General features: G+C 65.4%; 27 protein-coding genes. 18 read left to right on the plus strand and 9 right to left on the minus strand.

Annotated elements, in window-relative coordinates:
• Nucleotides 1-32 precede the first annotated feature (32 nt).
• On the plus strand, nucleotides 33-1,304 hold the full coding sequence (locus IPV08_RS16370; RefSeq protein WP_207412637.1) for a phosphopantothenoylcysteine decarboxylase: 1,272 nt from the start codon (nucleotides 33-35) through the stop codon (nucleotides 1,302-1,304).
• Nucleotides 1,305-1,549: 245 nt separating this feature from the next.
• Nucleotides 1,550-1,759: a hypothetical protein gene (locus tag IPV08_RS16375; protein ID WP_056258007.1), complete on the plus strand. Its 210-nt coding sequence runs from the start codon at nucleotides 1,550-1,552 to the stop codon at nucleotides 1,757-1,759.
• Between the two features lie 22 nt (nucleotides 1,760-1,781).
• Here IPV08_RS16375 and IPV08_RS16380 read toward each other — a convergent pair whose 3' ends face one another.
• Nucleotides 1,782-2,189: a VOC family protein gene (locus IPV08_RS16380; RefSeq protein WP_207412638.1), complete on the minus strand. Its 408-nt coding sequence runs from the start codon at nucleotides 2,187-2,189 to the stop codon at nucleotides 1,782-1,784.
• A 53-nt stretch (nucleotides 2,190-2,242) separates the two neighbouring features.
• Nucleotides 2,243-2,875, minus strand: coding sequence for a glutathione S-transferase family protein (locus tag IPV08_RS16385; RefSeq protein ID WP_207412639.1), 633 nt, complete (start codon nucleotides 2,873-2,875; stop codon nucleotides 2,243-2,245).
• A gap of 459 nt (nucleotides 2,876-3,334) precedes the next feature.
• Here IPV08_RS16385 and rpsT point away from each other — a divergent pair, with 459 nt between their 5' ends.
• From rpsT to recF, 4 genes are all read left to right on the plus strand, one after another.
• The gene (gene rpsT, locus IPV08_RS16390; protein ID WP_018042629.1) at nucleotides 3,335-3,601 is read left to right on the plus strand and encodes a 30S ribosomal protein S20; all 267 of its coding nucleotides are present in this window, start codon (nucleotides 3,335-3,337) and stop codon (nucleotides 3,599-3,601) included.
• 565 nt (nucleotides 3,602-4,166) lie between these two features.
• Nucleotides 4,167-5,678 (plus strand): chromosomal replication initiator protein DnaA, encoded by a 1,512-nt coding sequence (dnaA, locus tag IPV08_RS16395; protein WP_207412677.1) that lies wholly within the window; start codon nucleotides 4,167-4,169, stop codon nucleotides 5,676-5,678.
• 286 nt (nucleotides 5,679-5,964) lie between these two features.
• Nucleotides 5,965-7,086, plus strand: coding sequence for a DNA polymerase III subunit beta (gene dnaN / locus IPV08_RS16400; RefSeq protein WP_056424765.1), 1,122 nt, complete (start codon nucleotides 5,965-5,967; stop codon nucleotides 7,084-7,086).
• Between the two features lie 41 nt (nucleotides 7,087-7,127).
• Nucleotides 7,128-8,291 carry a DNA replication/repair protein RecF gene (gene recF, locus IPV08_RS16405; RefSeq protein ID WP_207412640.1) on the plus strand — a complete coding sequence of 388 codons (1,164 nt, stop codon included), beginning with the start codon at nucleotides 7,128-7,130 and terminating at the stop codon, nucleotides 8,289-8,291.
• 1 nt (nucleotide 8,292) lies between these two features.
• On the opposite strand, the gene IPV08_RS16410 is transcribed toward recF, so the two are convergent.
• Entirely contained in the window at nucleotides 8,293-8,919 is a 627-nt protein-coding gene (locus IPV08_RS16410) for a disulfide bond formation protein B (RefSeq protein ID WP_056424762.1), read from the minus strand.
• Nucleotides 8,920-8,929: 10 nt separating this feature from the next.
• Entirely contained in the window at nucleotides 8,930-9,085 is a 156-nt protein-coding gene (locus tag IPV08_RS16415; RefSeq protein WP_018042624.1) for a DUF5993 family protein, read from the minus strand.
• A gap of 117 nt (nucleotides 9,086-9,202) precedes the next feature.
• Here IPV08_RS16415 and IPV08_RS16420 point away from each other — a divergent pair, with 117 nt between their 5' ends.
• The 8 genes from IPV08_RS16420 (at nucleotide 9,203) to IPV08_RS16455 (ending at nucleotide 17,636) form a co-directional block, all read left to right on the plus strand.
• Nucleotides 9,203-9,838 (plus strand): LysE family translocator, encoded by a 636-nt coding sequence (locus IPV08_RS16420; protein WP_210348513.1) that lies wholly within the window; start codon nucleotides 9,203-9,205, stop codon nucleotides 9,836-9,838.
• Between the two features lie 171 nt (nucleotides 9,839-10,009).
• Nucleotides 10,010-11,851, plus strand: coding sequence for a DNA helicase RecQ (recQ, locus tag IPV08_RS16425; RefSeq protein ID WP_056424759.1), 1,842 nt, complete (start codon nucleotides 10,010-10,012; stop codon nucleotides 11,849-11,851).
• A gap of 266 nt (nucleotides 11,852-12,117) precedes the next feature.
• Entirely contained in the window at nucleotides 12,118-13,263 is a 1,146-nt protein-coding gene (locus IPV08_RS16430; RefSeq protein ID WP_207412679.1) for a hydrolase, read from the plus strand.
• A 157-nt stretch (nucleotides 13,264-13,420) separates the two neighbouring features.
• Nucleotides 13,421-15,640, plus strand: a complete 2,220-nt coding sequence (gene purL, locus IPV08_RS16435) for a phosphoribosylformylglycinamidine synthase subunit PurL (protein WP_207412641.1) — start codon at nucleotides 13,421-13,423, stop codon at nucleotides 15,638-15,640.
• 26 nt (nucleotides 15,641-15,666) lie between these two features.
• Nucleotides 15,667-15,903: a BolA family transcriptional regulator gene (locus tag IPV08_RS16440; RefSeq protein ID WP_018042619.1), complete on the plus strand. Its 237-nt coding sequence runs from the start codon at nucleotides 15,667-15,669 to the stop codon at nucleotides 15,901-15,903.
• Between the two features lie 22 nt (nucleotides 15,904-15,925).
• Entirely contained in the window at nucleotides 15,926-16,432 is a 507-nt protein-coding gene (locus IPV08_RS16445) for a DUF29 domain-containing protein (protein ID WP_207412642.1), read from the plus strand.
• A 27-nt stretch (nucleotides 16,433-16,459) separates the two neighbouring features.
• The gene (gene grxD / locus IPV08_RS16450; protein WP_056424753.1) at nucleotides 16,460-16,801 is read left to right on the plus strand and encodes a Grx4 family monothiol glutaredoxin; all 342 of its coding nucleotides are present in this window, start codon (nucleotides 16,460-16,462) and stop codon (nucleotides 16,799-16,801) included.
• A gap of 619 nt (nucleotides 16,802-17,420) precedes the next feature.
• Nucleotides 17,421-17,636, plus strand: a complete 216-nt coding sequence (locus IPV08_RS16455; protein WP_056454960.1) for a hypothetical protein — start codon at nucleotides 17,421-17,423, stop codon at nucleotides 17,634-17,636.
• A gap of 30 nt (nucleotides 17,637-17,666) precedes the next feature.
• On the opposite strand, the gene IPV08_RS16460 is transcribed toward IPV08_RS16455, so the two are convergent.
• A complete protein-coding gene (locus tag IPV08_RS16460) occupies nucleotides 17,667-18,491 on the minus strand; it encodes a hypothetical protein (protein WP_207412643.1) in 825 nt (274 codons plus the stop codon).
• 151 nt (nucleotides 18,492-18,642) lie between these two features.
• On the opposite strand from IPV08_RS16460, the gene IPV08_RS16465 reads away from it, so the two are divergent.
• Nucleotides 18,643-18,972: a porin gene (locus IPV08_RS16465; protein WP_207412644.1), complete on the plus strand. Its 330-nt coding sequence runs from the start codon at nucleotides 18,643-18,645 to the stop codon at nucleotides 18,970-18,972.
• 4 nt (nucleotides 18,973-18,976) lie between these two features.
• Here the strand turns inward: IPV08_RS16465 and IPV08_RS16470 are convergent, their stop codons facing one another.
• From IPV08_RS16470 to IPV08_RS16480, 3 genes are read right to left on the minus strand one after another with little or no spacing between them, the layout of a single operon-like run.
• On the minus strand, nucleotides 18,977-19,465 hold the full coding sequence (locus IPV08_RS16470) for a hypothetical protein (protein ID WP_207412645.1): 489 nt from the start codon (nucleotides 19,463-19,465) through the stop codon (nucleotides 18,977-18,979).
• Nucleotides 19,449-19,877, minus strand: coding sequence for a rod-binding protein (locus IPV08_RS16475; protein WP_207412646.1), 429 nt, complete (start codon nucleotides 19,875-19,877; stop codon nucleotides 19,449-19,451). The genes IPV08_RS16470 and IPV08_RS16475 overlap by 17 nt, the downstream gene beginning before the upstream one ends.
• Nucleotides 19,878-19,917: 40 nt before the next feature.
• Nucleotides 19,918-20,979 (minus strand): flagellar basal body P-ring protein FlgI, encoded by a 1,062-nt coding sequence (locus tag IPV08_RS16480; RefSeq protein WP_244478245.1) that lies wholly within the window; start codon nucleotides 20,977-20,979, stop codon nucleotides 19,918-19,920.
• A 360-nt stretch (nucleotides 20,980-21,339) separates the two neighbouring features.
• On the opposite strand from IPV08_RS16480, the gene IPV08_RS16485 reads away from it, so the two are divergent.
• Nucleotides 21,340-21,771, plus strand: coding sequence for a flagellar assembly protein FliX (locus tag IPV08_RS16485; RefSeq protein ID WP_207412647.1), 432 nt, complete (start codon nucleotides 21,340-21,342; stop codon nucleotides 21,769-21,771).
• Between the two features lie 33 nt (nucleotides 21,772-21,804).
• Here IPV08_RS16485 and IPV08_RS16490 read toward each other — a convergent pair whose 3' ends face one another.
• On the minus strand, nucleotides 21,805-24,813 hold the full coding sequence (locus IPV08_RS16490; RefSeq protein WP_207412680.1) for a PAS domain-containing protein: 3,009 nt from the start codon (nucleotides 24,811-24,813) through the stop codon (nucleotides 21,805-21,807).
• Between the two features lie 479 nt (nucleotides 24,814-25,292).
• Here IPV08_RS16490 and dksA point away from each other — a divergent pair, with 479 nt between their 5' ends.
• Both dksA and IPV08_RS16500 read left to right on the plus strand, forming a co-directional pair.
• Nucleotides 25,293-25,712, plus strand: a complete 420-nt coding sequence (gene dksA / locus IPV08_RS16495; RefSeq protein ID WP_056424729.1) for an RNA polymerase-binding protein DksA — start codon at nucleotides 25,293-25,295, stop codon at nucleotides 25,710-25,712.
• Between the two features lie 203 nt (nucleotides 25,713-25,915).
• Entirely contained in the window at nucleotides 25,916-26,092 is a 177-nt protein-coding gene (locus tag IPV08_RS16500) for a hypothetical protein (RefSeq protein WP_200919058.1), read from the plus strand.
• The last annotated feature ends 8 nt before the right edge of the window (nucleotides 26,093-26,100 follow it).

Genomic DNA, 26,100 nt, shown 5'->3' on the forward strand with positions numbered 1-26,100 from the left:
ACGATCACGAAGAGCGGGAGTAGCCCTTCATCATGACCCTCCCCCTCCAGAACCGACGCATCCTGCTCGTCATCGGCGGCGGTATCGCCGCCTACAAGTCGCTGGACCTGATCCGCCGCCTCCGCGAGCGCGGGGCGCGGGTGCGTCCGCTGCTCACCGCGGGGGCACAGGAATTCGTCACCCCCCTCGCCGCTGCCGCCCTGGCCGGAGAGCGCGCCCATACCGACCTGTTCGACCGGGCGGAGGAGGCCGATATCGGCCATATCAAGCTGGCACGCGATGCGGATGCCATTGTGGTCGCGCCCGCCACCGCCAACCTGATGGCACGGATGGCGAGCGGAGACGCTTCGGACCTCGCCTCCACGGTTCTCCTGGCCACGACCCTCCCGATCCTGATCGCTCCGGCGATGAATGTCCGCATGTGGCAGCATCCGGCGACGCGTCGGAATCTCGCGACCCTGAAGAGCGACGGTGTCCGGGTGGTCGGACCCAATGACGGCGCCATGGCGGAAGCTGAGTTCGGTCCGGGCCGCCTCGCGGAACCCTTGGAGATCGCCGACGCGGTCGAGGCCATGCTCGGTGAAATCTCGAGGGCATCCTCGGCGGCGACCGGGGGATTTGGATTTCTGGCCGGTCGTTCGCCGCAGAAGCCTCTCGCGGGCCGGCGCGTGCTCGTGACGTCCGGCCCGACGCATGAACCGATCGACCCGGTGCGCTACCTCGCCAACCGCTCGTCGGGGCGACAGGGCCACGCCATCGCCGCCGCTGCCGCAGAAGCGGGCGCGGAGGTCACGCTGATCTCCGGTCCCGTTTCCATCGCCGATCCGAAGGGCGTCACGATGGTGCGTGTGGAGACCGCGCGGGGGATGCTGGCGGCGGTGGAGGCCGCCCTCCCCGCCGACCTCGCCATCTTCGCCGCGGCGGTGGGGGATTGGCGCCCGGCACAGGATCACGCGTCCAAGATCAAGAAGGACGGGGCGGCCGTGCCTCCCCTCTCGCTTGTGGAGAATCCGGACATTCTCGCCACCATCGCCCAGCGCAGTGAAGGACGCCCGAGGCTGGTGGTCGGCTTTGCCGCCGAAACAGATTCGGTGATCGCTCATGCCCGGGCGAAGATCGCCCGCAAGGGCTGCGATCTGCTCGTCGCCAACGATGTCTCCGCCGAGGGCGGTGTCATGGGCGGCACCGCCAACACCATCCATCTGCTCGACCGGGATGGTGGTCTGGAGACATGGCCGACCCTCGACAAGGACGAGGTTGGGCGACGGCTGGTGGAGCGCTTCGCCGCGCGGCTCGCATCGTGATGCGGATCAATCCCGCGGATGCCACGTTAAGGCTTGACGAACCCTTCGCACCGCATCATGTGGGCGCAACCGCCGTTGCCCGGCATATGCTCGGCTCGGTGGATCACAGGAACTTTCGAACCCAATGCCCAGCGACAGTAGTCGATGGACCGCGCCGACTTCGGCCGACAGCGTGTTGAGCGCCTGATCGCTTGATCGGGTTCACCCGCGATCGGCCCTGACGGCCGGTCGAACGAGGTGAGTCCATGACCTTCCAGACCCTTGCTTTCCGCCGTGCCCGCTCGCGCGCCGCTTCGCCCTCCCGCGACAACAGCGTTGCGTTGATCCTTCTCGTGATGATGACCCTGGTCTTCGCGCCCGTCATCGGCATGCATCTCGTTGCGGCCTTCGCCCCCTCCTCGCTTCCTTCGACGATGATGACGCGCTCGACCGGCACGGCGATACCGCCGGGCTGAGCCCGGCGGCCGGATGCACGTCTCAGGATTGCGGCGGAATGGCTGCCGGATCCATATGCATCAGCTCCCAGACGTGGCCATCCGGATCTTGGAACGAGCAGCCATACATGAAGCCGTAATCCATGTTCGGCTTCCAAGGCTTGGCCCCGGCCGCCAGCGCCTTGGCCAGGGTATCGTCAACCTCCTGACGTGATTCGCAGGAGAGACAAGTCAGCACTTCGGTGGCCTTCGATGCATCGCAGATGTCGCCGGTGATGAAGTCACGAAAGCGCGCTTCCGTCAGCAGCATCACAAAAATGCTGTCCGACACCACCATGCAGGCCGCATTCTCATCGGTGAACGCCGGATTGAACGTGAAGCCCAGGGCGCCGAAGAAGGTCTTCGAGGCTTCGAGATCCTTCACCGGCAGATTGACGAAGATCATCCGCATGTCTGTGGCTCCTTCTCGTGATTCCGATGGGCATGGTGGGTCGCGAACAGGGATCAGTCCGCTTCCTGCTGCTTGGCCGCCAGGGCGGATTCGTCGGCCGTGATCTTGCGGAAGGAGGGGCGATCCTTGATCCGGGCCACGTAGGCGACAATCACGGGTTCTTCCGGGACGAGTTTGAAGGCGGTCATCCAGCCGAGTGCGGCACCCCAAAGGATGTCGGCGGCGCTGAATCGCTCGCCCAAAAGATACGGTCCCTTCGACAGGCCCGCGACGATGCTGTCGAGAACCGCGTCGAAGCTGCCATAGGGCGACATCGCCATCGGGCCCGGTTCTCTTTCGAGCGCGCGGTCGATCACCGCCGGCTCGAAGCACGACCCGTAGAGGATCATCCAGCGAAGATAGGGACCGCGCAGCGGGTCCCCGACCGGCGGCGCGAGGCCTTTCTCGGCGAATTCGTCGGCGAGATAGAGATAGATCGCGGCCTGCTCGGTGATGACCGCATCCCCGTGCCGGATGGCGGGGACCTTGCCCAGGGGATTGATCGCCAGATAGGCGGCCTGGCGATGCTCCCCCGCCCGCATATTGAGGACTTGTAGGCGATAGGGCACCTCGAGCTCGTCCAGCAGGATTCGGACGCCAGACGAGCGCGTGTTGGGTGAATGAAAGAGCGTGATGTCGGAGGTCATCTATTCCGTTTCGCGTGCGAATCGTGGAAGGCCACTTTCTCCGAAGCCCGGCCCCGGTCAAACGTCGTATTATCGTCGAGCGAAAAAAGACGATCGCCCGATGATCGTGTCGTGAACGAGAGGGCTGTGTCGGGGCGCCCCGTTTGACTGTCGAGGCGGCGGATAACCTGTTCGTAGTCCGATACAATACTTGCTGTCAGCCGATTGTTTTGTTCGACCGGCGTCATTCAGTGCGGAATGTCGATGGCCCGAGCGAGGGTTCGGCAGCATCGGCGGTACGGACATTCGCGCCTGTCGCGTTGACGGAATGCCGGGGCGTGTCTATAGAGCGCGCTTCGCCGACAGGCCGCACTCACGCAGCCCGTCGGCTTCGCCATTGCCCGAACAACCTTCGCGCGTAGACCGACACACCAAGCCCGCGGGCTCGTCGGCATCGCCCTACATGAACGAGGATGCCCCATGGCCAACACCGTGTCGGCCAAGAAAATGACCCGCAAGATCGCGAAGCGGACCGCTGTGAACCGCTCGCGCCGCAGCCGTATGCGTACCTTCCTCCGCAAGGTCGAAGAGGCGATTTCCGGCGGCGACCAGTCCGTTGCGCTGACCGCCCTGCGGGCAGCCGAGCCCGAGATCATGCGGGCCGCTCAGCACGGCATCGTTCATAAGAACAACGCCTCCCGGAAGGTTTCGCGCCTCGCGGCGCGGGTCAAGGCTCTCGCAGCCTGATCCCTTCCTTCCTCGGATGACGCGAAAGAAGCCCGGCCTCAGTGCCGGGCTTCTTTCGTTTCAGGCCGTGTTTTCCCGCCTCTGTCCCAATGCTTCCGCCGTGCGAGCCCGCCGGATGTTTCGTCGCGGGTGATTGCCATCCCGGACTGTCCGATGGGCTGTTGGTCACTCCAATCCGAGTCGAACCGTTAACCCTACTTGCGAATCTGCCGTGTTGCGGAGTCTAGGAGGGCTGTGTAGATTAATGATGTCTCGCCAAAAGCGGGAAAATTCACACTTAATTCAAACCTATCCGAATCGTCCGCAAGGTTTCGGGCGGCTCAGGACTCGGTGCGGATCAGCGAGACTCTCAGGGCACCTCACACTGCTTTCCCCGCAACCCCCGTTGTTAGGAGAACCGTAGCTTATTGTTGATAGGGTCTTCTCATCGGCAAAAGCCTGCGGTGGAGGTGTTGACTCCGCCGGATCTCTATGGGTTCCGCGAATTCCTTGCGGGGCGTGAAGTCAGTCCAGTGTGCGTACGTTCCGGGCGGCGGCTTCCGCCCTCGGCGCGAGGAGAGCGATGATGCATGTCGACGGTAGCGTGGCGGGTAACGCCGAGACCGGCATGAGTGGCGCAGGGGGATCGGACACGGTTGCTGCCTGGGCGCGCGTGAAGCGGCGCCTGCGGGCGGAACTGGGCGAAGACGTCTTCGCCAGCTGGTTCGCGCGTCTCGAATTGGTGGAGGTGGTCTCCGGGACCGCCCGCCTCAGCGTGCCGACCCGGTTCCTCAAGAGCTGGATCGAATCCCATTATCTCGACCGTGTCCTGGCCACGTTCCGCAGCGAAGTCGAGAGCGTCTCGCTCATCGAGGTGGGCGTGCGCGGTGCCGGTGCTCCCCCACGCGTCGTTTCGGGTGCGGTCAAGTCCTCGGCTCCCGCGAGTCCCCTCGCTCGTCTCCAGGCCGCCAGCAGCGCGCAGCCCTCATCCGGCGAGATGAGCTTCCCGGCCGAGGCGGAATCCTCCTCTCAGGCGCGCGGCGAAGCCTCCGGTGACCTCAACGGCGCGCCCCTCGACAATCGCCTCACCTTCGCGAGCTTCGTCGTGGGTCGATCCAATGCCCTCGCACACGCCGCAGCCGAGCGCGTAGCCCGTCATGACGGCCAGGGTGCCCTCTACAATCCGCTCTATTTCCATGCCGGCGTCGGCCTGGGTAAGACCCACCTTCTCCACGGCATCGGCCACGCCGCGCGCGAATCCGGCCGCCGGGTGATCTACCTCACCGCCGACCGCTTCATGTACGGCTTCGTCAACGCGCTGAAGACCCAGAGTGCGCTCGCCTTTAAGGAGAAACTGCGCGCCATCGATCTGCTGATCCTCGATGACGTCCAGTTCATTCAGGGCAAGTCGATTCAGGCTGAGTTCGGGCACACGATCAACTCGCTCATCGATGCGGGCCGTCAGGTCGTCGTCGCCTCGGATCGTCCGCCCACCGAACTCGAAGCCCTGGAAGAGCGGGTGCGGTCGCGCCTGGCTGGCGGCCTCGTGGTCGAGATCGGCACGCTGGACGAGCAGCTGCGCATGTCGATCCTGTCCGCACGGCTGGCCGCTGTACGGGTGGCGCATCCGAATTTCGAGGTGTCGCCCACCGTCGCCACCTATGTCGCCCGTGCGATCACGGCCAATGGCCGCGATCTCGAGGGCGCCGTGAACCGGCTCCTCGCCCATGCCACGCTCACCGGCACCGCCGTGACCATGGAGACGGCCGAGACCGCGATCCGCGACCTCGTGAAGAACCGCGAGCCGAAGCGCATCAAGATCGAGGACATTCAGAAACTGGTTGCGTCGCGCTACAACGTGTCGCGTTCGGACATCCTGTCGGAGCGGCGGACCGCCGCCGTGGTCAAGCCGCGCCAGATCGCGATGTACCTCTCCAAGGTGCTGACCCTGCGGTCGCTGCCCGAGATCGGCCGCCGCTTTGGAGGGCGCGACCACACCACCGTGCTCCACGCGGTCCGCAAGATCGATAAGCTGATCGGCGAGGACAATGTGCTGAACGACGAGGTCGAGCTCCTCAAGCGAATGCTGCAGGACTGAAAGCCTGGACGAGGCGAAGCCGCATGAGAAGCTTCGCCTCGCGCTGGAGCGAAAGCTCCGGTTCTCGGAGGCTGGCGTCGGAGACCGAGGGCGTCGAAGAAAGCCGGGGCAAGCGCTCGGAGCGGTTGCTCTGGAGGACGTCACTTCCGCATTGCCCTGGATAGAGCGTTTCGCGCTCTTGCGTTCGGACAGGGCCTTCGCCAAGTTCACCGGCCAAGCCGCCGGCTCCATCCGTCATCGTTTTCGGGGTCGGCGACGTTTTTCCGACTGACCACGAGTTGTTGCGATGAAAGTCACTGTCGAGCGCGCGGCCCTCCTTCGATCGCTCGGCCACGTGCATCGTGTGGTTGAGCGGCGCAATACGATTCCGATCCTCTCCAATGTGCTCCTGCGCAGCGGAACCGACGGATTGGAGTTGAAGGCGACCGATCTCGACATCGAGGTGACGGAATCCGTGCCGGCCGACATCGTCGATCCGGGCGCCACCACGGTGCCCGCCCATGTGATCTACGACATCGTACGCAAGCTCCCCGACGGGGCGCAGGTCTCGCTGGAGACCAGCGGCGAGACCGGGCAGATGACGATCCGCTCCGGCCGCTCGCGCTTCTCCCTCGGTGCCCTGCCCGAGGGTGACTTCCCCGATCTCGCCGCCGGCGAACTCGGCACCAGCTTCGCCATCGGCGCGAGCGACCTCAAGCGTCTGATCGAGAAGACCCAGTTCGCGATCTCCACGGAGGAGACGAGGTACTACCTCAACGGGATCTACCTCCACACGATCGATGTCGATGGCGCCCTCAAGATGCGTGCGGTCGCCACCGATGGCCATCGCCTCGCCCGCGTCGAGATCGACGCGCCCGAGGGCAGCCGTGGCATGCCGGGCATCATCGTGCCGCGGAAGGCCGTGGCGGAGATTCAGAAGCTGGTGGAGGATGGCGGCGAGACCGTCGAGATCGACCTGTCGCCGGCCAAAATCCGCTTCCGCTTCGCCAGCGGCGTGACGCTGATCTCCAAGCTCATCGACGGCACCTTCCCCGACTACCAGCGGGTGATCCCGTCGGGGAACGACAAGTTTCTCACGGTGCAGCGTGACGAGTTCGCCCGTGCGGTCGACCGTGTCTCGACGATCTCGTCCGAGCGCGGCCGCGCGGTGAAGCTCGCCGTGCAGGAGGGCCGCCTCGCCCTTTCCGTCAACAACCCGGATTCCGGCAGCGCCACGGAAGAGCTCGACGTCGATTACGAGGCCTCCGCCCTCGATATCGGCTTCAACGCTCGCTACCTCCTCGACATCACGAGCCAGCTCGAGGGCGACACGGCTCTGTTCAAGCTCGCCGATCCCGGCTCGCCGACCCTGATCCAGGACCGCGAGGGCGCCTCGGCGCTGTATGTGCTGATGCCGATGCGGGTGTGATCGAGGTCGTTTCGCCGATTACCCCAGAAAGTTCGGGCATCGTGGATCCATCCACCGACGAACCGTCCGTCGTCGGTCTGCGCCTCACCCGTGTCATCTGCCGCGACTTCCGCAACCATGCCGATCTCGACCTCGCCGTCGGGAGCCGCTTCGTCGCGCTCGTCGGAGAGAACGGGGCGGGGAAGACCAACCTCCTCGAATCGATTTCGCTCTTCTCCCCTGGCCGTGGCCTGCGGCGCGCGGACCTGTCGAGCATGGCGCGCAATGCCGGCTCCGGCGGGTTCGCGGTCTCCCTCGCGCTCAAACAGGGCGAGGAGGAACATCGCATCGGCACGGGCTTCGAGCCCGCCGTGGGCGACGGCCGGGCCACGCGTCTCTGCCGGATCGACGGCGAGACGGTAGGCTCCCCCGTAGCTTTCTCCGAGTTCCTGAGGGTGGTCTGGCTGACGCCGGATCTCGACGGGTTGTTTCGCGGCCCCGCCGGCGACCGCCGCCGCTTCCTCGACCGCCTGGTCCTTGCCGTCGACGCGACGCACGGCGCCAGGGTGAACGCGCTGGAGCGGGCACTTCGATCCCGCAACCGCCTGCTCGAAGAGCGTCCCAGCGACGGGCAATGGCTCGATGCGATCGAGCGCGAAGTCGCCGAACTCGGCGTCGCTGTGGCGTTGGCGCGGCGCGAGACCGCCGAGCGGCTGGATCGTCTCATCGCCGAGACCCGCGACGACGCGCAGCCCTTTCCATGGGCCGGGCTCAGGCTGGAAGGCGACCTCGACGATCTCGTGGCCGTCTGGCCGGCCCTGGAGGCGGAGGACCGGTTCCGCGCCGCCCTGCGCCAGGGCCGCCACCGCGACCGTGCCGCCGGGCGCACCCTGGTCGGCCCGCAGGCCACCGATCTCGTGGTCCGCCACGGACCGAAGGACGTGGCTGCCGCGACCGCCTCGACAGGTGAACAGAAGGCGCTGCTCATCGGCCTCGTCCTGGCCCATGCGCGCCTGGTTCAGGCCATGTGCGGCATCGCCCCCGTCATTCTGCTCGACGAGGTCGCGGCGCATCTCGATCCGCGGCGGCGGGCGGGCCTGTTCGATGCCTTGGCCGCCCTGCAGGGGCAGGTCTGGATGACCGGCGCCGATCCGGCGCTGTTTGCCGAGCTGGACGGCCGGGCTGACATGGTTTCCGTGTCCGACGGGCGTATCGTGCCCGCCTGACTCACCGCGCGATCAGCCGCTCGAACATCTCGTAATTTACCGGATTGTCGGGACACAGGCCGAACCCGCATTCTGCGAAGGTCGAACCGGCATTGGCCAGCGCCACGACGAGGAACAGCAGGACCACGGATAGGCCTAGTGCTCCGGCCCGGGTGCCGGGGAGAACCGTCGGCGCCGTTCCGGTGGGCTGCCCGAGGACCGAGACCGTCTCCGAGCGCGACACGGCGGCCTCAGGAGTGAACTGCCGATCCCACAGGCACAGGATCGCGACGGCGACGATGATGCCGGTGAAGGCGATGAGCGCCCAGACATAGAAATGGAAGCCGAACAGATCCGAGCCATAGGTCCCGGTTCCGGGGATGATGTGCAAAGCCGTCTGACGGGCGGAGACCGCGCCTCCCACCACGGCGCTCAGGATGACGATGGCATAATGTGACGGTCTCGGCCGGTCGCAGATATTGAGGACGAGCCCCAGCCCGACTGCCGTGAAAGCGGCGCGCTGGAGCACGCAGAGCGGGCACGGCAATTCTCCGAGGACGATCTGAAACCAGAACGCCACGAGAAGGATGAGGCTGCAGCCGAGGAGTCCCGCTGCGTTCAGCGCGCGGGCGAGGGACGATGCGGACATTCCGTGGCCTTCAGAAGACGAGCGGCAGGGCGTCGGTGGCGTGCTCGCGGAACAATGCCAGCAGCACGCCCAGGGACAGGCCCCAGAGCAGCAAGGCCAGGCCGCGTCTCCCGGCGATCGCCGCCCCCGTGGCGCCAGCGAAACCGAGGAAGGGAAGGACCATCATGGGATAAACTCGCCGGTCTTTCATCGGCCCGCGATGACGACCCGCTGACCCTTGCCCAATCTGAGCAGACATCTCCTTTCGGGTGACTTAAGATGTGAAGTCTTTGTATGCCCTGTATTGCAACTGTCGACCGGAGCAGGCGTCATTCCCATCGCGCATCTTGTCGTCTTTGCCGCCATCTATGCCGCCGTAGCCTCCCCCGGCTCCGGCATCGCAGCCCTGGTGGCGCGTGTCCTGGCCGAGGGCACCCGCGGCATCGGTGCCTTCGTCGCGGGCTTCATTGTCGGCGACCTGATATGGTTCGCGGTAGCGGCCGGTGGATTCGCCCTGGTGGCGCAGACCTTCGCGCCGCTCCTCGTCGCCCTGAAATATGCCGGCGCGGTCTATCTCGCTGTCCTGGCCTTCAAAGCCTGGACATCCCGGGTCGGCGTGATCGACGCGGAGCCTCTTCGTGACGAGGGAGCCTTGCGTCTGTTCGCGGGCGGCCTCGCCATCACCCTGGGCAACCCGAAGGTGATCCTGTTCTTCCTGGCCCTGCTGCCGACGGTGGTCGATCTCGACCGGATCGATGCTCTGGGGCTGGCGGAGCTTGGTGTCACCATCGTTCTCGTCCTCGGCATCATCCTCTCCGGTTACGTCCTGGCGGCCGAACGGGCCCGGCGCGTGATGACCTCTGCCAGGGCGCGGCGACTGCTCAACCGTGGAGCCGGAACGGTCATGGCCGGTGCCGCCGTGGCGATCGCATCCCGCTAACACGTTCGAGATCGAGGCGAGGCGGCGATCCCGACGATTGACCTTGGAGCCCGAGGCCGTCAAAGCCACCATCCTGGCAAATGACGGCCGCGACGGCGGCATTGCCGTGCCGAGGATGGCCGGCGCGACGTCCGCCTGCCGCCCTTCCCTGACCGCGATGACGGGCCCTGCATGACCGACCGCCTCGACGAAGCTCGACGCGCCCTCAAGAAGACCTTTGGCTACGACGATTTCCGGCCCGGACAGGACGAGGTGATCGGTGCCGTCCTCGATGGGACAGACGTGTTCGCGGTGATGCCGACGGGCTCGGGCAAGTCGATGACCTATCAGTTGCCGGCCCTGGTCGAATCCTCGCTCACGGTGGTCGTGTCGCCGCTGATCGCCCTGATGCACGATCAGGTCCAGCAGATGATCGGTTTCGGCGTCGAAGCAGCGACCCTGAACTCATCGGTGGCGGAGGCGACGTCGCGGGAGACTTGGCGCAAGATCCGCAGCGGCGATCTGCGGCTCCTCTTCGTCTCGCCTGAGCGGCTGATGATGGAAGGGCTGATGGATGCCCTGCGCGGGGCCGGCGTGCGGCGGCTGGCCGTGGACGAGGCTCATTGCGTCTCGCAATGGGGCCATGATTTTCGCCCGGAATACCGCGACCTCTCCAAGGCGCGTGAGGCGTTGGGGAATGTCCAGACCGTGGCGCTCACCGCCACCGCCGACAAGGCGACGCGGGCCGACATCACCGAGCGGCTGTTTCCGGCCGGCCGCGACCTGAAGGCCTTCGTGCATTCCTTCGACCGGCCGAACATCCGGCTGACTTTCACGCCGAAGGACAACCCGACCCGCCAGATCGAGCGCTTCCTGCGCCACCGCCGCTCCGAGAGCGGGATCATTTACTGCTCGTCGAGGAAGCGCACGGAGCAGCTCGCGGAGGTGCTCGCCAAGGATGGGTTCAACGCCCTCCCCTACCATGCCGGCCTCGACCAGGGCACGCGCATGAAGAACCAGGACACGTTCCTGCAGGAGGATGGGGTGGTGATGACCGCCACCGTCGCCTTCGGCATGGGCATCAACAAGCCGGACGTCCGCTTCGTCTGCCACGCCGACATGCCCTCCAATGTCGAGGGCTACTATCAGGAGATCGGCCGCGCCGGTCGCGATGGCCTGCCCGCCGATACGCTCACGATCTACGGCCTCGACGACATGTCCCTGCGCCGACGGCAGATCGACGAGAAGGACGTGCCGGACGAGCGCCGCCGGGTCGAGCGGCGCAAGCTGGAGGCAATGATCGCGCTTTGCGAGGGTGCGACCTGCCGGCGGCAATCGCTGCTCGGCTATTTCGGCGAGGCGAGCGAGCCCTGCGGCCGCTGTGATCTCTGCCGCAGCGGCATCTCGCTCATCGACGCCACCGTGCCGGCACAGAAACTGCTCTCGGCCATCGTCCGTACGGGGCAGCGTTTCGGCGCCGCTTATGTCTGCGACGTCGTCCACGGCAAGGAAACCGACACGATTCGGCGCAACGGCCACACGGCGCTGAAGACCTTCGGCGTCGGTGCCGACAAGCCGCTCCCGGCATGGCGGGCAATGCTGCGCCAGCTCTTTGCAGCCGGGGCCGTGGCGGAGAACGACGACGGGTTCGGCGGGCTCTCCCTGACCGAAAAGGGCGAGGCCATCCTGTTCGGCCGCGAAGCGATCCAGATGCGGCCGGACCCGGAGCCGAAGGTGGCCGAGCCGCGCGACCGCAAGCGCAGCGGCGCGGCGCGCGAAGATGCGACCCTCGATCTCGATCCGGCGACGGAAGCTTTGTTCCAGCATCTCAGGGGCCTGCGTGCCACCATCGCCCGCGGCGAAGGCATCGCCGCCTTCATGGTTTTCCCTGATCGCACGCTGATCGAGATGGCCAAGGCCAAGCCCGTCGACCTCTACGCCTTGCGGACGGTGCACGGCGTCGGTGAGCGCAAGCGCGACGCCTATGGCGACCGCTTCGTCACCGCCATCGCGGAATACCTCGCGCACGGCTAGCGCTGGGCCCGAGCATGTCGGGCCGGACACAGCTCCAGCCCCTTGTTGTGCCGTGCTCGTTGTCGTTGAACCGGCATCCACTTCGGCGGGGAGCGCTCTCGACCGGCACAGCCTGATGCGGTTTCGCACTCGTATCGTGCCGGCCAGTTCGTGTAGGCAGCGGATTCGGCGCCCCGCTCGCGCCTGTCTTCCACACAGTCACGGATACCAGCCCCATCGCCTCCGAACCGCCGGCCCCCGACACCTTGCCTCGCCAGGTCTTCTACATGCCGGGTTTCGACCCGCGTGAACCCGAGACCTATTGGGGCCTCTTCCGGCGGGAGAGCCGGCTGACCGCCGTCCGGCGCGGCATGACCATCACCGTGAGCGATCCGGAGCGGTCCGCCGACGGATTGCGTCTCGACTGGCGCGTGGAGGCGGATGGCGCGCCGACGCGCTACACCCTGCTGCGCTGGGACGACATCGTCCGCGCCCGGTTTCCACGTTCGACCCTGCGCCGGCTCGTCGAGGTGCCCGCACTCTGGAGGCGGCTCTTACGGGACGGCTACCCGAAGCGATTCCGTCGCGAGGCGAAGCGCTTCGCCCGCGTGATCATCGGCGTCCACGCGATCTATGCCGCCCTGGTGGTCCTCTCCCTCGTCCTCGCGGCATTGCCGGCTTGGCTCGTACCGGAACAATGGCGACCCTGGAGCCTCGCGGCGATCCCCATTCTCGCCTACGGGATTCATCTCGGCCTGATGGCGGTGACACGGGGCAAGCCGTTCTACGTCGCCCATCTGGTGGACGATACCGCCTTCACCTACGACCATGCCAGCGGCGCCGAGACCCGGATGCGCGCGCGCCTCGACGCCTTCGCGACCGAGATCCAGGCCGCCGAAGGTCATGCCTCCGAGATTGTCGTCATCGGTCATTCCTCGTCGAGCTTTCTCGGCATCGAGGCCCTCGACCGGATCCTCACCCGCGATCCGGATTTCGGCTTGCGCGGCACGCCCGTCTCCTTCGTCAGCATCGGCAGCGTGATCCCCTGGATCACCCTCGATGCGCCGGCCAAAGAGATGCGCGCAGCGCTCTCCCGGGTGGCGGCGGCACCGGCGATTCGCTGGATCGACGTGCGCGCGAAATGGGACTGGCTCTCGGTCCACGATCGGGACGTGCTCACCGCCTCCGGTGTCCCGTCGCTTGCCGGCCACCAGCCGGTGGAGATCCATGTCCGCATCACCGATCTGATCGAGCGCAAGATCATCGCCCGGCGCAAGTGGAACCTGTTCCGCATGCATTTCCAGCTTCTGATGTCGAGCCTGAACCCGGAGGCGTTCGATTACGTCGCCTTCGTCGCCGGGCCGGAGCCTATCCACAGCATCATCGACCGCTGTCGCGGAGCGGGTGTTCTGCCCCCGTCCAAAGCGGCCTGACGGCGCTTTTCCGCGAGAGCGCATGGCCGGACGCCGCGATGACGTGTTGCCAGCACAGGCGCTTACACTCTAGAGCCGACCCAACTAGGTTCACCTCGCGCGACTTCCGTCCATGGGAGGCCGCCCGAGTGGAGCCTGAGCGGTCGAGAGGGCTCGCATGTTCCGCAACGATGTTCCGATCACCCCTGAACTGGTGCGCCAGCATGGACTGACGCCGGACGAGTACGAGCGTTTTCGTGGCCTCATCGACCGCGACCCGACGCTGACCGAACTCGGTATCGTCTCGGCCATGTGGAACGAGCACTGCTCCTACAAGTCCTCCCGCAAGCATCTGCGTGGGCTGCCGACCTCGGCGCCGTGGGTGATTCAGGGGCCGGGCGAGAATGCGGGTATCATCGATATCGGAGACGGTCTGGCCTGCGTCTTCAAGATGGAAAGCCACAACCACCCGAGCTTCATCGAGCCCTACCAGGGCGCGGCGACCGGGGTCGGCGGCATTCTGCGTGACGTGTTCACCATGGGCGCCCGGCCCATCGCGGCGCTGAACGCGCTCCGCTTCGGCTCGCCGGACCATCCCCGGACGCGCCACCTCGTCTCCGGCGTGGTGGCGGGCATCGGCGGCTACGGCAATTCCTTCGGCGTTCCCACCGTGGGCGGCGCCGTCGGCTTCCACCCGCGCTACGACGGCAACATCCTCGTCAATGCCATGGCGGTGGGCCTCGCCCGCACCGATGCGATCTTCTACGCGGCGGCGACGGGCGTCGGGAATCCGATCGTCTATCTCGGCTCGAAGACTGGCCGCGACGGCATCCACGGCGCCAGCATGGCCTCGGCCGAATTCGACGACGCCTCTGAATCGAAGCGGCCCACGGTGCAGGTCGGTGACCCCTTCGCCGAGAAGCTGCTGCTCGAAGCCTGCCTCGAACTGATGGCGACGGGGGCCGTCATCGCGATCCAGGACATGGGTGCGGCCGGCCTCACCTGCTCGGCCGTCGAGATGGGCGCCAAGGGCGATCTCGGCGTGGAGCTCCACATCGAGAAGGTGCCGGCCCGCGAAGAGAATATGAGCGCCTACGAGATGATGCTCTCGGAGAGCCAGGAGCGCATGCTCATGGTGCTCAAGCCCGGTATGGAAGCGGAAGCCGAGGCCATTTTCGTGAAATGGGGCCTCGATTTCGCGATCATCGGGCACACCACCGACACGCTGCGCTTCGTGGTGAAGCATGACGGCGTGACCATGGCCGACCTGCCGATCAAGGAACTCGGTGACGAAGCCCCGCTCTACGACCGCCCTCATATCGCCAACACGCACCAGCCGGTCATCGCCGCTGCCGACGTGCCCGCGCCGATCGGCAATGCCGAGGCCCTGAAGAAGCTGGTCGGCTCCCCCGACCTGTCGTCGAAGCGCTGGGTCTACGAGCAATACGACCACTTCATCGGTGGCAACACCGTGCAGAAGCCCGGTGGCGACGCCGCCATCGTGCGCGTCGAGGACGGCCCCAAGGGACTCGCCCTCACCGCCGACGTCACGCCGCGCTATTGCGAGGCCGATCCGGTCCAGGGCGGTCGGCAGGCCGTGGCGGAAGCCTGGCGCAACATCACGGCGGTGGGCGCCAAGCCTCTCGCCATCACCGACAACCTGAATTTCGGCAACCCGGAGAAGCCGGAAGTGATGGGTCAGCTGGTCGGCTGCCTCAAGGGCATCGGCGAGGCCTGCCTCGCCCTCGACTTCCCCGTCGTCTCCGGCAACGTCTCGCTCTACAACGAGACCAACGGCGTCGGCATCCTGCCGACCCCGACGATCGGCGGCGTCGGCCTCCTCGACGACGTGACGAAGCATGCCACCCTCTCGCTGAAGCGCGATGGCGACATGCTGGTCCTGGTCGGCGCGACGGAGGGCTGGCTCGGCCAGTCGGTCTATCTCTCGGTAGTCTCCGGCCGCGAAGACGGTGCGCCGCCGCCGGTCGACCTCGCGGTCGAGCGACGCAATGGCGATTTCGTCCGCAGCCTCATCGTCTCCGGACTCGTCGACACGGTGCACGACCTGTCAGATGGCGGCCTTGCCGTGGCCTTGGCCGAGATGGCCATCGCCGGTGGCATCGGCGCGACGCTGCCGGAAGCGCCGGCGGGTCTACCTGCGCATGCCTATCTCTTCGGAGAAGACCAGGCCCGCTATCTCCTCAGCGTGGATCCCGAAAACGTGCCGGACCTTCTCTACAGCGCGAACGCGCAAGGCATCCCGGCCGCCGTCATCGGCCTCACCGGGGGGCAGGATTTGACCTTGCCCGCGGGTGAAACCATATCCGTCGCGGATCTCCGTGAGGCGCATGAAGGCTGGCTGCCGACCTACATGGCGACCCGGCCTGCCGCGGTCTGAACGTCACTCGAAAGGGATTAAGTCCGATGCCGATGGATGCGCGCGATATCGAGGCCATGATCCGTGAGGCGCTGCCCGACGCCACGATCGAGATCAAGGACCTAGCCGGCGACGGCGACCACTACGCCGCGACGGTCATCTCCTCGGCCTTCAAGGGCAAGACTCGCGTGGCGCAGCACCAGCTGGTCTACGGGGCGCTCCAGGGGCGGATGGGGGGCGTGCTCCACGCCCTTGCGCTCACGACGGGCGTCCCGCAGGATTAAGGGCGATCAACGAGGCGTCCCCATGGACCAGCCGAGCCTTTACGACGACGGTGCCGTGGCCTGGGCGATGGAACAGGCTGTAGCTCTGCGCGCGCTTGGACAGCGCCCGGAATTATCGAATGTTCTCGATTGGCATAATGTAATCGAGGAGATCGAGAGCGTCGGGCGATCCGAGATCGATCGTGTCGAGAGCGCGCTTTCCCAGGTGCTCATTCACATTTTGAAGCACGTCTCTGCGCCTACGGCTCAATCGACCCGGTCATGGCGCAAGGAGGTCAGCGTTTGGCATGCGTCGGCCGCGCGCAATTACAGGCCCTCGATGCGTCAGCGGATCGACTGGCAACGCTTGTGGAGCATATCGGTAAAGCTCGCCGACGCGTCGCTCAACGTGTTTGGAGAATCCCTGCCCGGCGGCCTCCCGGACATCATGCCTTTCACGCCCGAGGAACTCACCTTGCTCGACTTCGATATGGACCGCGGTCTCGAGCGTCTTGCAGCCGTATTGAAACCGGCGCCCGACCATCACTAGATCAGGCCAGTAACAAGGAACATCGCAATGACCGACGCCAACACCGCCATCAAGACCGAAATCGATTCCCAGGACGTGGTCGTGTTCATGAAGGGCACGCCGCAATTCCCCATGTGCGGCTTCTCCGGCCAGGTCGTGCAGATCCTCAATTACCTGGAAGTGCCGTTCAAGGGCGTGAATGTCCTCGACGACATGGCGATCCGCGACGGCATCAAGGCGTTCTCGAACTGGCCGACAATTCCGCAGATCTACGTGAAGGGCGAGTTCGTCGGCGGATGCGATATCACCCGTGAGATGTTCCAGTCCGGCGAATTGCAGCAGTTCCTGACGGAAAAGGGCATCCCGGTGAAGGCGACCGCAGTCGCCTGACACCAGCGAAGTCCGAATGGAGACGTCGATCAAGGGCGCGAAAGCGCCCTTTTTCGTGTCGAATACCCAGAGGAGGCGACGTCCCGATCTCGACAGGGCGACCTTTCCCAGGATCGTCGCCGTGATCCCCGACGAGTTGCCGAGCTTGCTCGAACCATTGCGGTGACCGTGCCGGATGCTTGAATTCGAGGTCCGAATATAGGTATGCTCAGCGTCGATTCTATTTTATTCGACGTCTTATCAAGTCACGGTCATGTCTAGGATGCCGGAACGTACGGTTCCTGACGCAATGAGCAGAAGAATACTTGTCTTTAATCGTAGATTTCGACCGGATGACGGTTCCGTGTTCACGGCCAGGGGGCGGTCTGCATTGGAGACTTGCCAAAGAAGCGATGGCTTTACTCGGTTAAGATTTTTGAATGGCGAAAACTCTGGGTCGTCGCAGTTAGAGCTCTGATCCGGTGCGCTTTCGCACTGCGAAAACTTCGTGGCAGTGCAAAAGCAAATTAAGCGTAAATAATCAGGGTGATCGGGAACTTGTTGCCGTAATCCCCATTATTCGCTTATACGAGCCCAACGACCCCTGCGAATCCGCACGGCTCAAGGTCCGGTGACCGCAATGCCAGTGTTCGAAGCCAAGAATCTCGACGCCGATCTCGAAGGCCAAGCCCTTTTGGCGGCAATCCTGTTTCCGACCCTGGAAAGCCAGGACCGTGCTCTGACGCATGGTCGGACCCGCATCACGCGCGCTAGCGCGATGGTCCATCCCATGACCATCGAGCCGCGCTTTCCGCATTCCTTGCGTGATCCGGAAATCGAGGTTCAGGTTTCCTGAAGTCGCACCTGCGCGCTCATTTCGTTCCCATCACCACGTCTGGTTCGTGATTAGCCCTTGCTTCGTCACGACGGTCCAGCCACGACCGCGCCGTTCCACCGCATCGACCTTGCCGATACCGGGAATCGTATCGCCCGGGCCGACTTCCACCAGACGATGGCGGCGGTCTTCGATGACGGCAACCCCGTTATAGACCTCCCGCACGGCCCATGTTTCGATCACGGCCGGGGCGGCGACCTTCGGTTTATCCGGGATCGAGCCGGTTTCAGTCGGCTCAGCCTGATGCGGTTTTGCGGCTTGCGGCGCCATCACCAGTGCGGCCGGAGCCGGTGCCACGGCACGCTTTTCGATCTGAGCCGTTAGGGCCGCGATCTTCGCCGTCTGGTCGCGCTCGGTCTGGTCCTGGCGATCGGCGAGGCTCGTGATCTTCGTCACGATGGCCTGTTCCGATTTTCCGATCCGGTCGTTGAGCGTCGCGGAGCGATTCTTCGCTTCGCTGCGAACCGATTCGGTCGCATCCTGCACCTGAGCGAGGACCTTGCCGAGTTTCTCGATGTCGGTCTGCAGACGACCGAGATCCGCGTGGCGGGCATCGAGACGGGATTGGATCTGCGTCAGGGATTCCGAGGAAAGGTCACCGTTCGGGGAGGCAAGGCTCATCGCGCCCGCACCCATGGCGAGGCCGAGAACGAGAGCCGCCGCGGCGACACCGGCGAGAAGCGGATCGATGGCCGGCAGGCGCTTGCGTGCCTCCGGTACCGGCGCCGGCCGCGTCTTGGCGCCGCTCACGGCCTGTTTCAACAGCGCTTCCGGCGACCGATCGGACGCCGCCGCCCCGATGACCTTATCCGCCATGACCCATGCTTCCCGTTTGACTGTGTCAGAAAGCATTAAGGACGTTTGTTTACCGAAAGGTTACCGTCTCGCTGTGGCGAGGTGGCATCGACCCATCGTTAAAGCTGAGCTATCCAGCATGATCGCTCGGGAATGGGGGAGAGGGAGAGGCATGGCGAGGACGATCGGGACCTATGGCCTGCTCTTCGGTATGGTCCTGGCGTCGGCCGCGCCCGCTCTCGCGCTCGAGCCACTCCGCCCCGAGCCCCAGCAAGCGGCGAAACCATGCCCCCGCCACGGCTCCGGCTTCATTCGTATTCCCGGCTCGGACACGTGCATTCGCATTGGTGGTCGGGCGACGACGGGCCTCGCTCTCCGCTCTCGCGAAGACGGTCCCGCCTCGCGGCCGATCACCGGCGGCCGACTGGCCGTCGATACGCGCGTGGACACGGATTACGGTCCGGTCCGCACCTATGTGAGGATCGACGCGGGCGGGCGTTGAGCCGTCAGAGGCTGCGGGACAGAACCAGCGGCTGGCTCCGGGCAGCCGCGCCCCTGCCGTAGGGCGAGGGCGGCTGCGAGGGACGGCCGTAGACGGTCGCCGTCCTCGACCGGCTCATATCCTCGGCCAGGGACTTGACCAGGCTCTCCGACACCGTGCGCGCCGTCGCCAGGACGATCTGGCTGGTCTCGACCACCTGAGCGAAGCGCTGGTGCACGGATTTAAGTCCCTCGATCGAGTCCGGGGCAAAGCGCGCCAGCGCGATGGCATTGGCCTTCGCGACTTCGAGACCCTGCATATAGGACGCACCGAGAGCGGTCTTCCGCTCCGTGTCCGACAGCCCCTGGCGCAGCCGACCGGCCCTTACGTGGCTACCCTCTTCGACGAGGATGGCCTCCAGCGACTGCATCGTCTCCATGATATGGGCGATCAGCGCGTCCGCGCCGGCCTTGTCGACGATCCGTAGCGTTCTGGTCTCAGATCCGGGGTGCATTGCCGGCCTCCTGCATCTTGATCATCTCACGGTAAACCTGATCGGCAATGCCGATTCCGCCGCTCTTCACCATCTGGCCCGCATATTCTTTGGTCAGCATCGAGCGGTAGACCGCTCCGCCGGTGCCATTATCGCCTAGCGGACCGTCGGTTCCCTCCGAGGTGGTGAGTCGCTCCAGGGTCTGTTCCAGGAACATCGTCTCGAACTCGTTGGACGCTTTCCGGGCCTTGACCTCCGCCGGGGTTTTGGCGGCCGTCGCCGACAGTCTGGCAGTCGCTGACGTCGATGCGGATTTGGCGCTTTCCTTGACCGCGTCTTCCTTCAGGCCGTTGCCGACGGTCTTGGCGATGTCGCCGATGAGCGCGCGGCCGACGCCAATGGCGGCCTTGGCGGCGAGGGGGGCGAACAGCATGGTCAGCGCCTCTTGGGTGGGAGGAAGGAAAGGGGTTTCATCACATCACCTCGATATCGGCCTGGAGGGCGCCGGCGGCCTTGATGGCCTGGAGGATCGAGATCAGGTCGCGGGGGCCGACCCCCAGCGCGTTGAGGCCATCCACCAGCTCGCGCAGGGTGACGCCTTCCTTGACCATGGCGAGCTTGTTGCCGTCGCCGGTATCGACCTTGACCCCCGTGCGAGGCACGACGGTGGTGGTGCCGTTCGAGAGGGGTGCGGGCTGGCTCACCTGCGGTTGCTCGGTGATGGTGACGGTGAGGTTGCCCTGCGCGATGGCGACGGTGGAGACGCGCACGTCGCGGCCCATCACGATGATGCCCGAGCGCTCGTCGACGACGACCCGCGCCGTCTGGTCGGGCTCGATCTTCAGCTGCTCGATCTCGGTGACGAGGCGGATCATGTTGCCGTTGTATTTGGCGGGAATCTGCAGGGTCACGGTGGCCGGATCGGTGGGCTCGGCGGTGTCGGCGCCCATGAAGTCGTTGATCGCGGCCGCGATCCGCTTCGAGGTGGTGAAGTCCGGGTTGCGCAGAGACAGGCGCAGGGAGCGCATGTCGTTCATCTTGAACGCCGTCTCGCGCTCGATCATCGCCCCGTTGGGGACGCGCCCATTGGTGGGAACGCCGCGGGTGATCTTCGCGGCATCGCCTTCGGCCGAGAAGCCCGCAATGGCCACCGATCCCTGCGCCAGCGCATAGACCTCGCCATCGGCACCGAGCAGAGGCGTGACCAGGAGCGTGCCGCCTTGGAGCGACTTGGCGTCGCCCAGCGACGACACCGTGATGTCGATGCGGTTTCCCTGCGTGGCGAAGGGCGGCAGGCTCGCCGTGACCATCACGGCCGCGAGGTTCTGGGTGCGCATGGTGGCGCCCCGCGTGTTCACGCCGAGGCGTTCCAGCATCGCCTGAAGCGATTGCCGGGTGAACGGGATGTTGTTGAGCGTGTCGCCGGTACCGTTGAGACCGACGACAATGCCATAGCCGACCAGCTGGTTCTGTCGGACTCCCTCAATGCTCGCGAGATCCTTCACGCGTGACAGGGCGGAAGCCTGCCCGTTCATGGCGAAGACCAGCGTCAGCAGCGCGGCTGCGCAGGCAAGGAGAGCGGAACGTTTGGGCCGGGCGATCGCGAGTGGCATGAGTCGCTTTGCTGGTCGACGGAGTATGTCGGTCAAGTCGGACATACCGGTATGTCTGCCAGGACCGTGCCAACAGATCTGGTCTTATAAGTGACTGATAATAATTGATTTTCTTGATTCACACTGGTGGTGTCGAGGCATGGAAGGGGCGGCCTTCCCTGCCGACCCGGCAGGTTCTGCCGGCTTGTTTACCGATGATTAACCATCGAGGGCGGAATCTGCTGGGCGGAACGATCGTCGTGCCGATGCGCGAAACGACGCCCTGATTTTCGGAGACGGCCCATGCGCGTCGATAACCGCCTCGTCTCGCAGGCTTCGGCCGCTGCCTCGCCGACCATTCGCAAGGCGGATGCGTCGCCATCCTTCATGCTGGGCCATGATACCGCGGCGACTTCCACCGCCGCCTCCACCGCATCGACCACGTCTCTGGCGGGGCTCGACGTGATCCTGACCCTTCAGGGCCAGGACGAGCAGCCCGGCGAGCGTCGCCGTCGTTTCGCCAGGCGCGGCCATGACCTTCTGGACGGTCTCGACCGGCTCAAGGCGTCGCTGGTGATGGGGCGGGTGTCGACACGTGAACTTCAGTCCATCGCGAGCCGTCTCTCGGAACGTGCGGGAACGAGCGGTGATCCGCGACTGGATGGGCTCATCGCCGATATCGAGCTGCGTGCGGCGGTGGAACTCGCCAAACTGCAATCGGCGCAGGACAGCTGAGGGGCTACGAGCGCTCGACGACGCGCCCTCCGATCAGCTTTCCATCATCTCGCGGATGCGCCCAGCCAGGATCTCCACGGGGAACGGCTTGGTGATCATCTGCATGCCCGGATCGAGCTGGCCGTTGCCGAAGATGGCGTTCTCGGCATACCCCGTGATGAACAGCACCTTGAGGCCGGGCCGGGTTTCACGCGCCTGATCGGCGAGTTGGCGACCGTTGAGGCCGGGGAGGCCGACATCGGTCACGAGCAGGTCGACGCGCTCCTGGGTCGTGAGAATCCTGAGGCCGGACAAACCGTCGGCGGCGGAGATCGCACGGTAGCCGAGGTCTTCCAGCACATCGACGATGAGGTCCCGGACCACAGTCTCGTCCTCAACCACCAGAACCGTTTCCCCGGCGCCGAGGCGAGCAAGTTCCGCGACGGCGCCGACCGCGTCCACCTCCACGACCGCTTCGATGGAGCGGGGCAGGTAGAGCTTCACTGCCGTGCCGCTCCCCACTTGGGAATCGATCTTGGCATGCCCGTCGGATTGTCGGGCGAAGCCGTAGATCATCGACAGGCCGAGGCCGGTCCCCTGCCCCAGGGGCTTCGTCGTGAAGAACGGATCGAAAGCACGGGCGATGACATCGGCCGGCATGCCGGTGCCGGTATCCGACACGACGATGCAGACATATGGGCCCGGCTCCACCCCCGGATGCAGGCGGGCATAGGCTCGGTCGAGTTCGGTGTTGCTGGTCTCGATGCGGAGCCGGCCGCCATCCGGCATCGCATCGCGGGCGTTAATCGCCAGATTGAGGATGGCGTTCTCGAGCTGGTGCGGATCGCACAAGGTCGGCCAGAGCCCCTTCCCCATGGCGATGTCGAGAGCGATCGTCTCGCCCATCGTCCGGCGCAGGAGATCTTCGAGCGACGCGATGAGCGCGTTGGCATCCACCAGTTTCGGATCGAGCGGCTGGCGCCTTGCGAAGGCGAGAAGCCGGTGGGTCAGTGCGGCTGCCCGGTTGGCCGAGGACATCGCCGCCTTGGCGTAGCGCTCGATATTCTCCATCCGCCCCTGCGACAGGCGGGTCTGCATCAGGTCGAGGGAGCCGACGATCCCGGTCAGGAGGTTGTTGAAATCGTGGGCGATGCCCCCGGTGAGCTGGCCCACGGCCTCCATCTTCTGGGCTTGGCGCAGGGCATCCTCGGCGAGTTCCAGGGCGGCGGCCTGTTCGCGCTCCGCCGTGGTGTTGCGCCCGCTGGCATAGATCCGCCCGTCCTCGAACGCGCCCGTCCAGGCGAACCAGCGATAGCTGCCGTCGGCATGGCGCAGGCGGAGGTCGAAAGGAGCGGTGAGCGGTTCGGTGACGATGGCCGAGAAGGTCGAGCAGACGGCGTCGCGGTCATCGGGATGGGCGAGTTCCGCGAAGGACCGTCCGGTAAGGGCGTCGGAAGTCCAGCCGAGAAGCGTCGTCCACGCCGTGTTCACCGCCGCGATCCGGCAGTCGGCTTCGGTGACCATCAACAGGTCCTGTGACAGGCGCCAAGCCCGGTCGCGCTCCTCGGTCCGTTCCTGCACCTCCTTCGTGCGGGCCTGGACCTGCTGCTCCAGCGTCTCGTTGAGGCGCCTCAGGGCATCCTCGGCCTGGGCCCGGTCGGTGACGTCGTGACCCTCGGCGAAGATGCCGCTGACCGTTCCGTCGGCTTCCGTGATCGGCTGGTAGACGAGGTTGACGACGCGCTGTTCGAGGCCGCCCTCCCGTCCGAACTGAACCGTCACGGTCATGTTACGCCCGATGAAGGGCCTACCCGTCGCATAGACCTCGTCGAGGAGCTCGAAGAAGCCCTGGCCCTCGACCTCGGGCAACGCCTCACGGACGGCGATCCCGATGATGTCGCGATGGCCGATGAGCTGGAGATAGGCCTCGTTTGTATACTCGAAAACGTGCGTCGGGCCGCTCAGGACACACATGAAGCCGGGCGCGTCCTTGAACAGAGACCGCATGCGGTCGCGCTCGGCCGTCCGCTGCCGCACTTCGGAAAGAAGGGCGTCGTTGGCCTGCCTCAGGGCTTCGGCCGCCTCCTGCCGCATGCGGACGGCTTCGGCCAGGACGGCGTTGCGCCGCCGCTCGGCCTCGTAGGCGGAAACGCTGGCGAGGCTCGACGAGATCTGGCCGGCGAGAAGCTTGAGGAAGCTGAGATAATCCGCGTCGAAGGGCCGGTGCGGATTGAGGCCGACCGTGACGATGCCCAGCGGTGCGCTTCCACCCTGTCCGACGAGGGGCAGCGTCACTGCTCTCGCCGGCGGCCCCGACCAATCGCCCGTGGGCCAGTTCTGCGCCTGATCGAGATCGATGAGCGTCTCGCCTTGGGTGCCGCCGAACCATTCGGCGAGGGGGCCCGCAGGATCGATCACACCCGGCAATGCGGGATGGTCCCGGGATATTCCGGTGGTGGAGGCGAGATGGGCGAGGTTGCTCCCTTCGAAGAGATGGATGGCGCTGAAGGGAAGATCTCGGCGCGCCGCGCCTAAACTGGTCTCGACCGCACTGAGAACGTCGGGGCGGGATTCCGCACGCGCGAGACTCTCTCCCAGAAGGCGCAGGATACCGAGCCGGCGCTCGCTGATGACCCGGTCGGTCTCTTCGCTGACCGCGCAGAACAGGCCGCCCACCGATCCGTCGTCGTCGATGACGGGGCTGTAGGAGAAGGTGTGATAGGTCTCCTCGGGATAGCCGTTGCGCTCCAGAAGAAGCAGCAACCCACGGTCCCAGGTCGCTTCGCCGTGATCGTAGACGCTGCGGATACGTTCCTCGATATCGTCCCAGATCTCGGCCCAGAGGATCCGGGTGGGTTTGGCCAGGGAATCCGGGTGCTTGAGGCCGAGGGTCGGGCGGTAGGCATCGTTGTAGAAGAAGGCGATGTCCGGCCCCCAGCCGAGCCACATCTCGAATCTCGAGGTCAGCAGGATCCGCAAGGCGACCTTCAGCGCCTCCGGCCAGCCTTCCGGCGAGCCGAGAGGGGTCAGTGACCAGTCCTTGGCCCGCATCAGGGCCGCCATCTCGCTGCCGCCTACGAAGATCTCCGAATGTTCTTTGATCGGCTTCGGCAAAGATCGGCTTTCCGGCACTCTCAGGGCCTCGGTTGCACGCTTACGGCGAGATCGAGCCGTCGGTCACCGGACCAGCGCGAACGAGACAGGTATAGGTCACGACGGTCCAGTCGCATACCTGCGGGACTGCTCCGGCGACAGCCATTCGCGCAACCTGTCCGACTGCGTACGGTCTCGATTGCCACAGCTATGGGCCAATCTGACGCGCCGTGACCCGACCCCAATAATCCTCGGCGACCGGGTGGAACCGCCACCGACGGCCCCCCGCCGGGAGGATGCACCCGTTGCGTGTTTGTCGCATGGTATACGCATCATGAAATCAGATGAGGTTCGGGACGTCGGGTGCGTTGTAGTGTGGGGCGCCCTCAAGTATAGGCACGCGAAACATCGCCGCGTACCGGCTGTGACGGACTTGCGAAGGGGCGAGGATGGCGACAGTCAAGATCGAAGACGGGTATGTTCCGTCTGAGAACGAGCCGTTCATGAACGATCGGCAGCGTGAGTATTTCCGCCGCAAGCTGGTGGGTTGGAAGGCCGATATCCTGCGCGAGGCGCAGGATACACTCGTCGCACTTCAGACCGAGAACGAGAACCATCCCGATCTCGCCGATCGCGCGTCGTCCGAAACCGATAGGGCCATCGAGTTGCGGGCGCGGGATCGGCAGCGCAAGCTCACCGGCAAGATCGACGCGGCGCTCGCCCGTCTCGAGGACGGAAGCTACGGATTTTGCGAGGAAACCGGCGAGCCGATCTCGTTGAAGCGGCTCGATGCCCGGCCCATCGCCACCCTGTCCCTGGAAGCGCAGGAGCGCCACGAGCGGCGCGAGCGCGTCTATCGGGACGAGTAGCACCAACCTCACGTCATCTGCCGGCTCTGTCGGGGATGGCATCGGAGTTCAAGCATTGCGGATACCGGAGCCCGAGCTTTCGATCCGATGATCGGGGCCCGATATCCGGCGTAAGCTTGGCAGGGCATTGATTTTCTGCGCCGGAACCTTCGCGCTCATCTCGTGATTACTGATACGACTTCGCGTCGATCAAGGATCCCGAAATGGACAATGAAGTTCTGATCCTGGTGCTTGCGCTCGCCACCTTCGCTCTCGTGATCGGGGTCGCGATGTGGCAGCGCCGCCGTGTCGCCGCGCTCAAGAAAGATCCCGAACGCTCCGCCTTCGTCGACAATCACGGCACCGCGCCGCGCCCGAACCGGCCCGGCACCGACCATTGACCGGCCTC

The organism is Methylobacterium sp. SD274, from assembly GCF_017355285.1.
Taxonomy (GTDB): domain Bacteria; phylum Pseudomonadota; class Alphaproteobacteria; order Rhizobiales; family Beijerinckiaceae; genus Methylobacterium.

Excerpts from the sequence above, each read along its gene's own strand:
- IPV08_RS16370 (WP_207412637.1), top strand. The coding sequence starts at position 33 with ATGACCCTCCCCCTCCAGAACCGACGCATCCTGCTCGTCATCGGCGGC.
- IPV08_RS16375 (WP_056258007.1), top strand. The coding sequence starts at position 1,550 with ATGACCTTCCAGACCCTTGCTTTCCGCCGTGCCCGCTCGCGCGCCGCT.
- IPV08_RS16380 (WP_207412638.1), bottom strand. The coding sequence starts at position 2,189 with ATGCGGATGATCTTCGTCAATCTGCCGGTGAAGGATCTCGAAGCCTCG.
- IPV08_RS16385 (WP_207412639.1), bottom strand. The coding sequence starts at position 2,875 with ATGACCTCCGACATCACGCTCTTTCATTCACCCAACACGCGCTCGTCT.
- rpsT (WP_018042629.1), top strand. The coding sequence starts at position 3,335 with ATGGCCAACACCGTGTCGGCCAAGAAAATGACCCGCAAGATCGCGAAG.
- dnaA (WP_207412677.1), top strand. The coding sequence starts at position 4,167 with ATGCATGTCGACGGTAGCGTGGCGGGTAACGCCGAGACCGGCATGAGT.
- dnaN (WP_056424765.1), top strand. The coding sequence starts at position 5,965 with ATGAAAGTCACTGTCGAGCGCGCGGCCCTCCTTCGATCGCTCGGCCAC.
- IPV08_RS16410 (WP_056424762.1), bottom strand. The coding sequence starts at position 8,919 with ATGTCCGCATCGTCCCTCGCCCGCGCGCTGAACGCAGCGGGACTCCTC.
- IPV08_RS16415 (WP_018042624.1), bottom strand. The coding sequence starts at position 9,085 with ATGATGGTCCTTCCCTTCCTCGGTTTCGCTGGCGCCACGGGGGCGGCG.
- recQ (WP_056424759.1), top strand. The coding sequence starts at position 10,010 with ATGACCGACCGCCTCGACGAAGCTCGACGCGCCCTCAAGAAGACCTTT.
- IPV08_RS16430 (WP_207412679.1), top strand. The coding sequence starts at position 12,118 with ATGCCGGGTTTCGACCCGCGTGAACCCGAGACCTATTGGGGCCTCTTC.
- purL (WP_207412641.1), top strand. The coding sequence starts at position 13,421 with ATGTTCCGCAACGATGTTCCGATCACCCCTGAACTGGTGCGCCAGCAT.
- IPV08_RS16440 (WP_018042619.1), top strand. The coding sequence starts at position 15,667 with ATGCCGATGGATGCGCGCGATATCGAGGCCATGATCCGTGAGGCGCTG.
- IPV08_RS16445 (WP_207412642.1), top strand. The coding sequence starts at position 15,926 with ATGGACCAGCCGAGCCTTTACGACGACGGTGCCGTGGCCTGGGCGATG.
- grxD (WP_056424753.1), top strand. The coding sequence starts at position 16,460 with ATGACCGACGCCAACACCGCCATCAAGACCGAAATCGATTCCCAGGAC.
- IPV08_RS16455 (WP_056454960.1), top strand. The coding sequence starts at position 17,421 with ATGCCAGTGTTCGAAGCCAAGAATCTCGACGCCGATCTCGAAGGCCAA.
- IPV08_RS16460 (WP_207412643.1), bottom strand. The coding sequence starts at position 18,491 with ATGGCGGATAAGGTCATCGGGGCGGCGGCGTCCGATCGGTCGCCGGAA.
- IPV08_RS16465 (WP_207412644.1), top strand. The coding sequence starts at position 18,643 with ATGGCGAGGACGATCGGGACCTATGGCCTGCTCTTCGGTATGGTCCTG.
- IPV08_RS16470 (WP_207412645.1), bottom strand. The coding sequence starts at position 19,465 with ATGCACCCCGGATCTGAGACCAGAACGCTACGGATCGTCGACAAGGCC.
- IPV08_RS16475 (WP_207412646.1), bottom strand. The coding sequence starts at position 19,877 with ATGCTGTTCGCCCCCCTCGCCGCCAAGGCCGCCATTGGCGTCGGCCGC.
- IPV08_RS16480 (WP_244478245.1), bottom strand. The coding sequence starts at position 20,979 with ATGAACGGGCAGGCTTCCGCCCTGTCACGCGTGAAGGATCTCGCGAGC.
- IPV08_RS16485 (WP_207412647.1), top strand. The coding sequence starts at position 21,340 with ATGCGCGTCGATAACCGCCTCGTCTCGCAGGCTTCGGCCGCTGCCTCG.
- IPV08_RS16490 (WP_207412680.1), bottom strand. The coding sequence starts at position 24,813 with ATGGCGGCCCTGATGCGGGCCAAGGACTGGTCACTGACCCCTCTCGGC.
- dksA (WP_056424729.1), top strand. The coding sequence starts at position 25,293 with ATGGCGACAGTCAAGATCGAAGACGGGTATGTTCCGTCTGAGAACGAG.
- IPV08_RS16500 (WP_200919058.1), top strand. The coding sequence starts at position 25,916 with ATGGACAATGAAGTTCTGATCCTGGTGCTTGCGCTCGCCACCTTCGCT.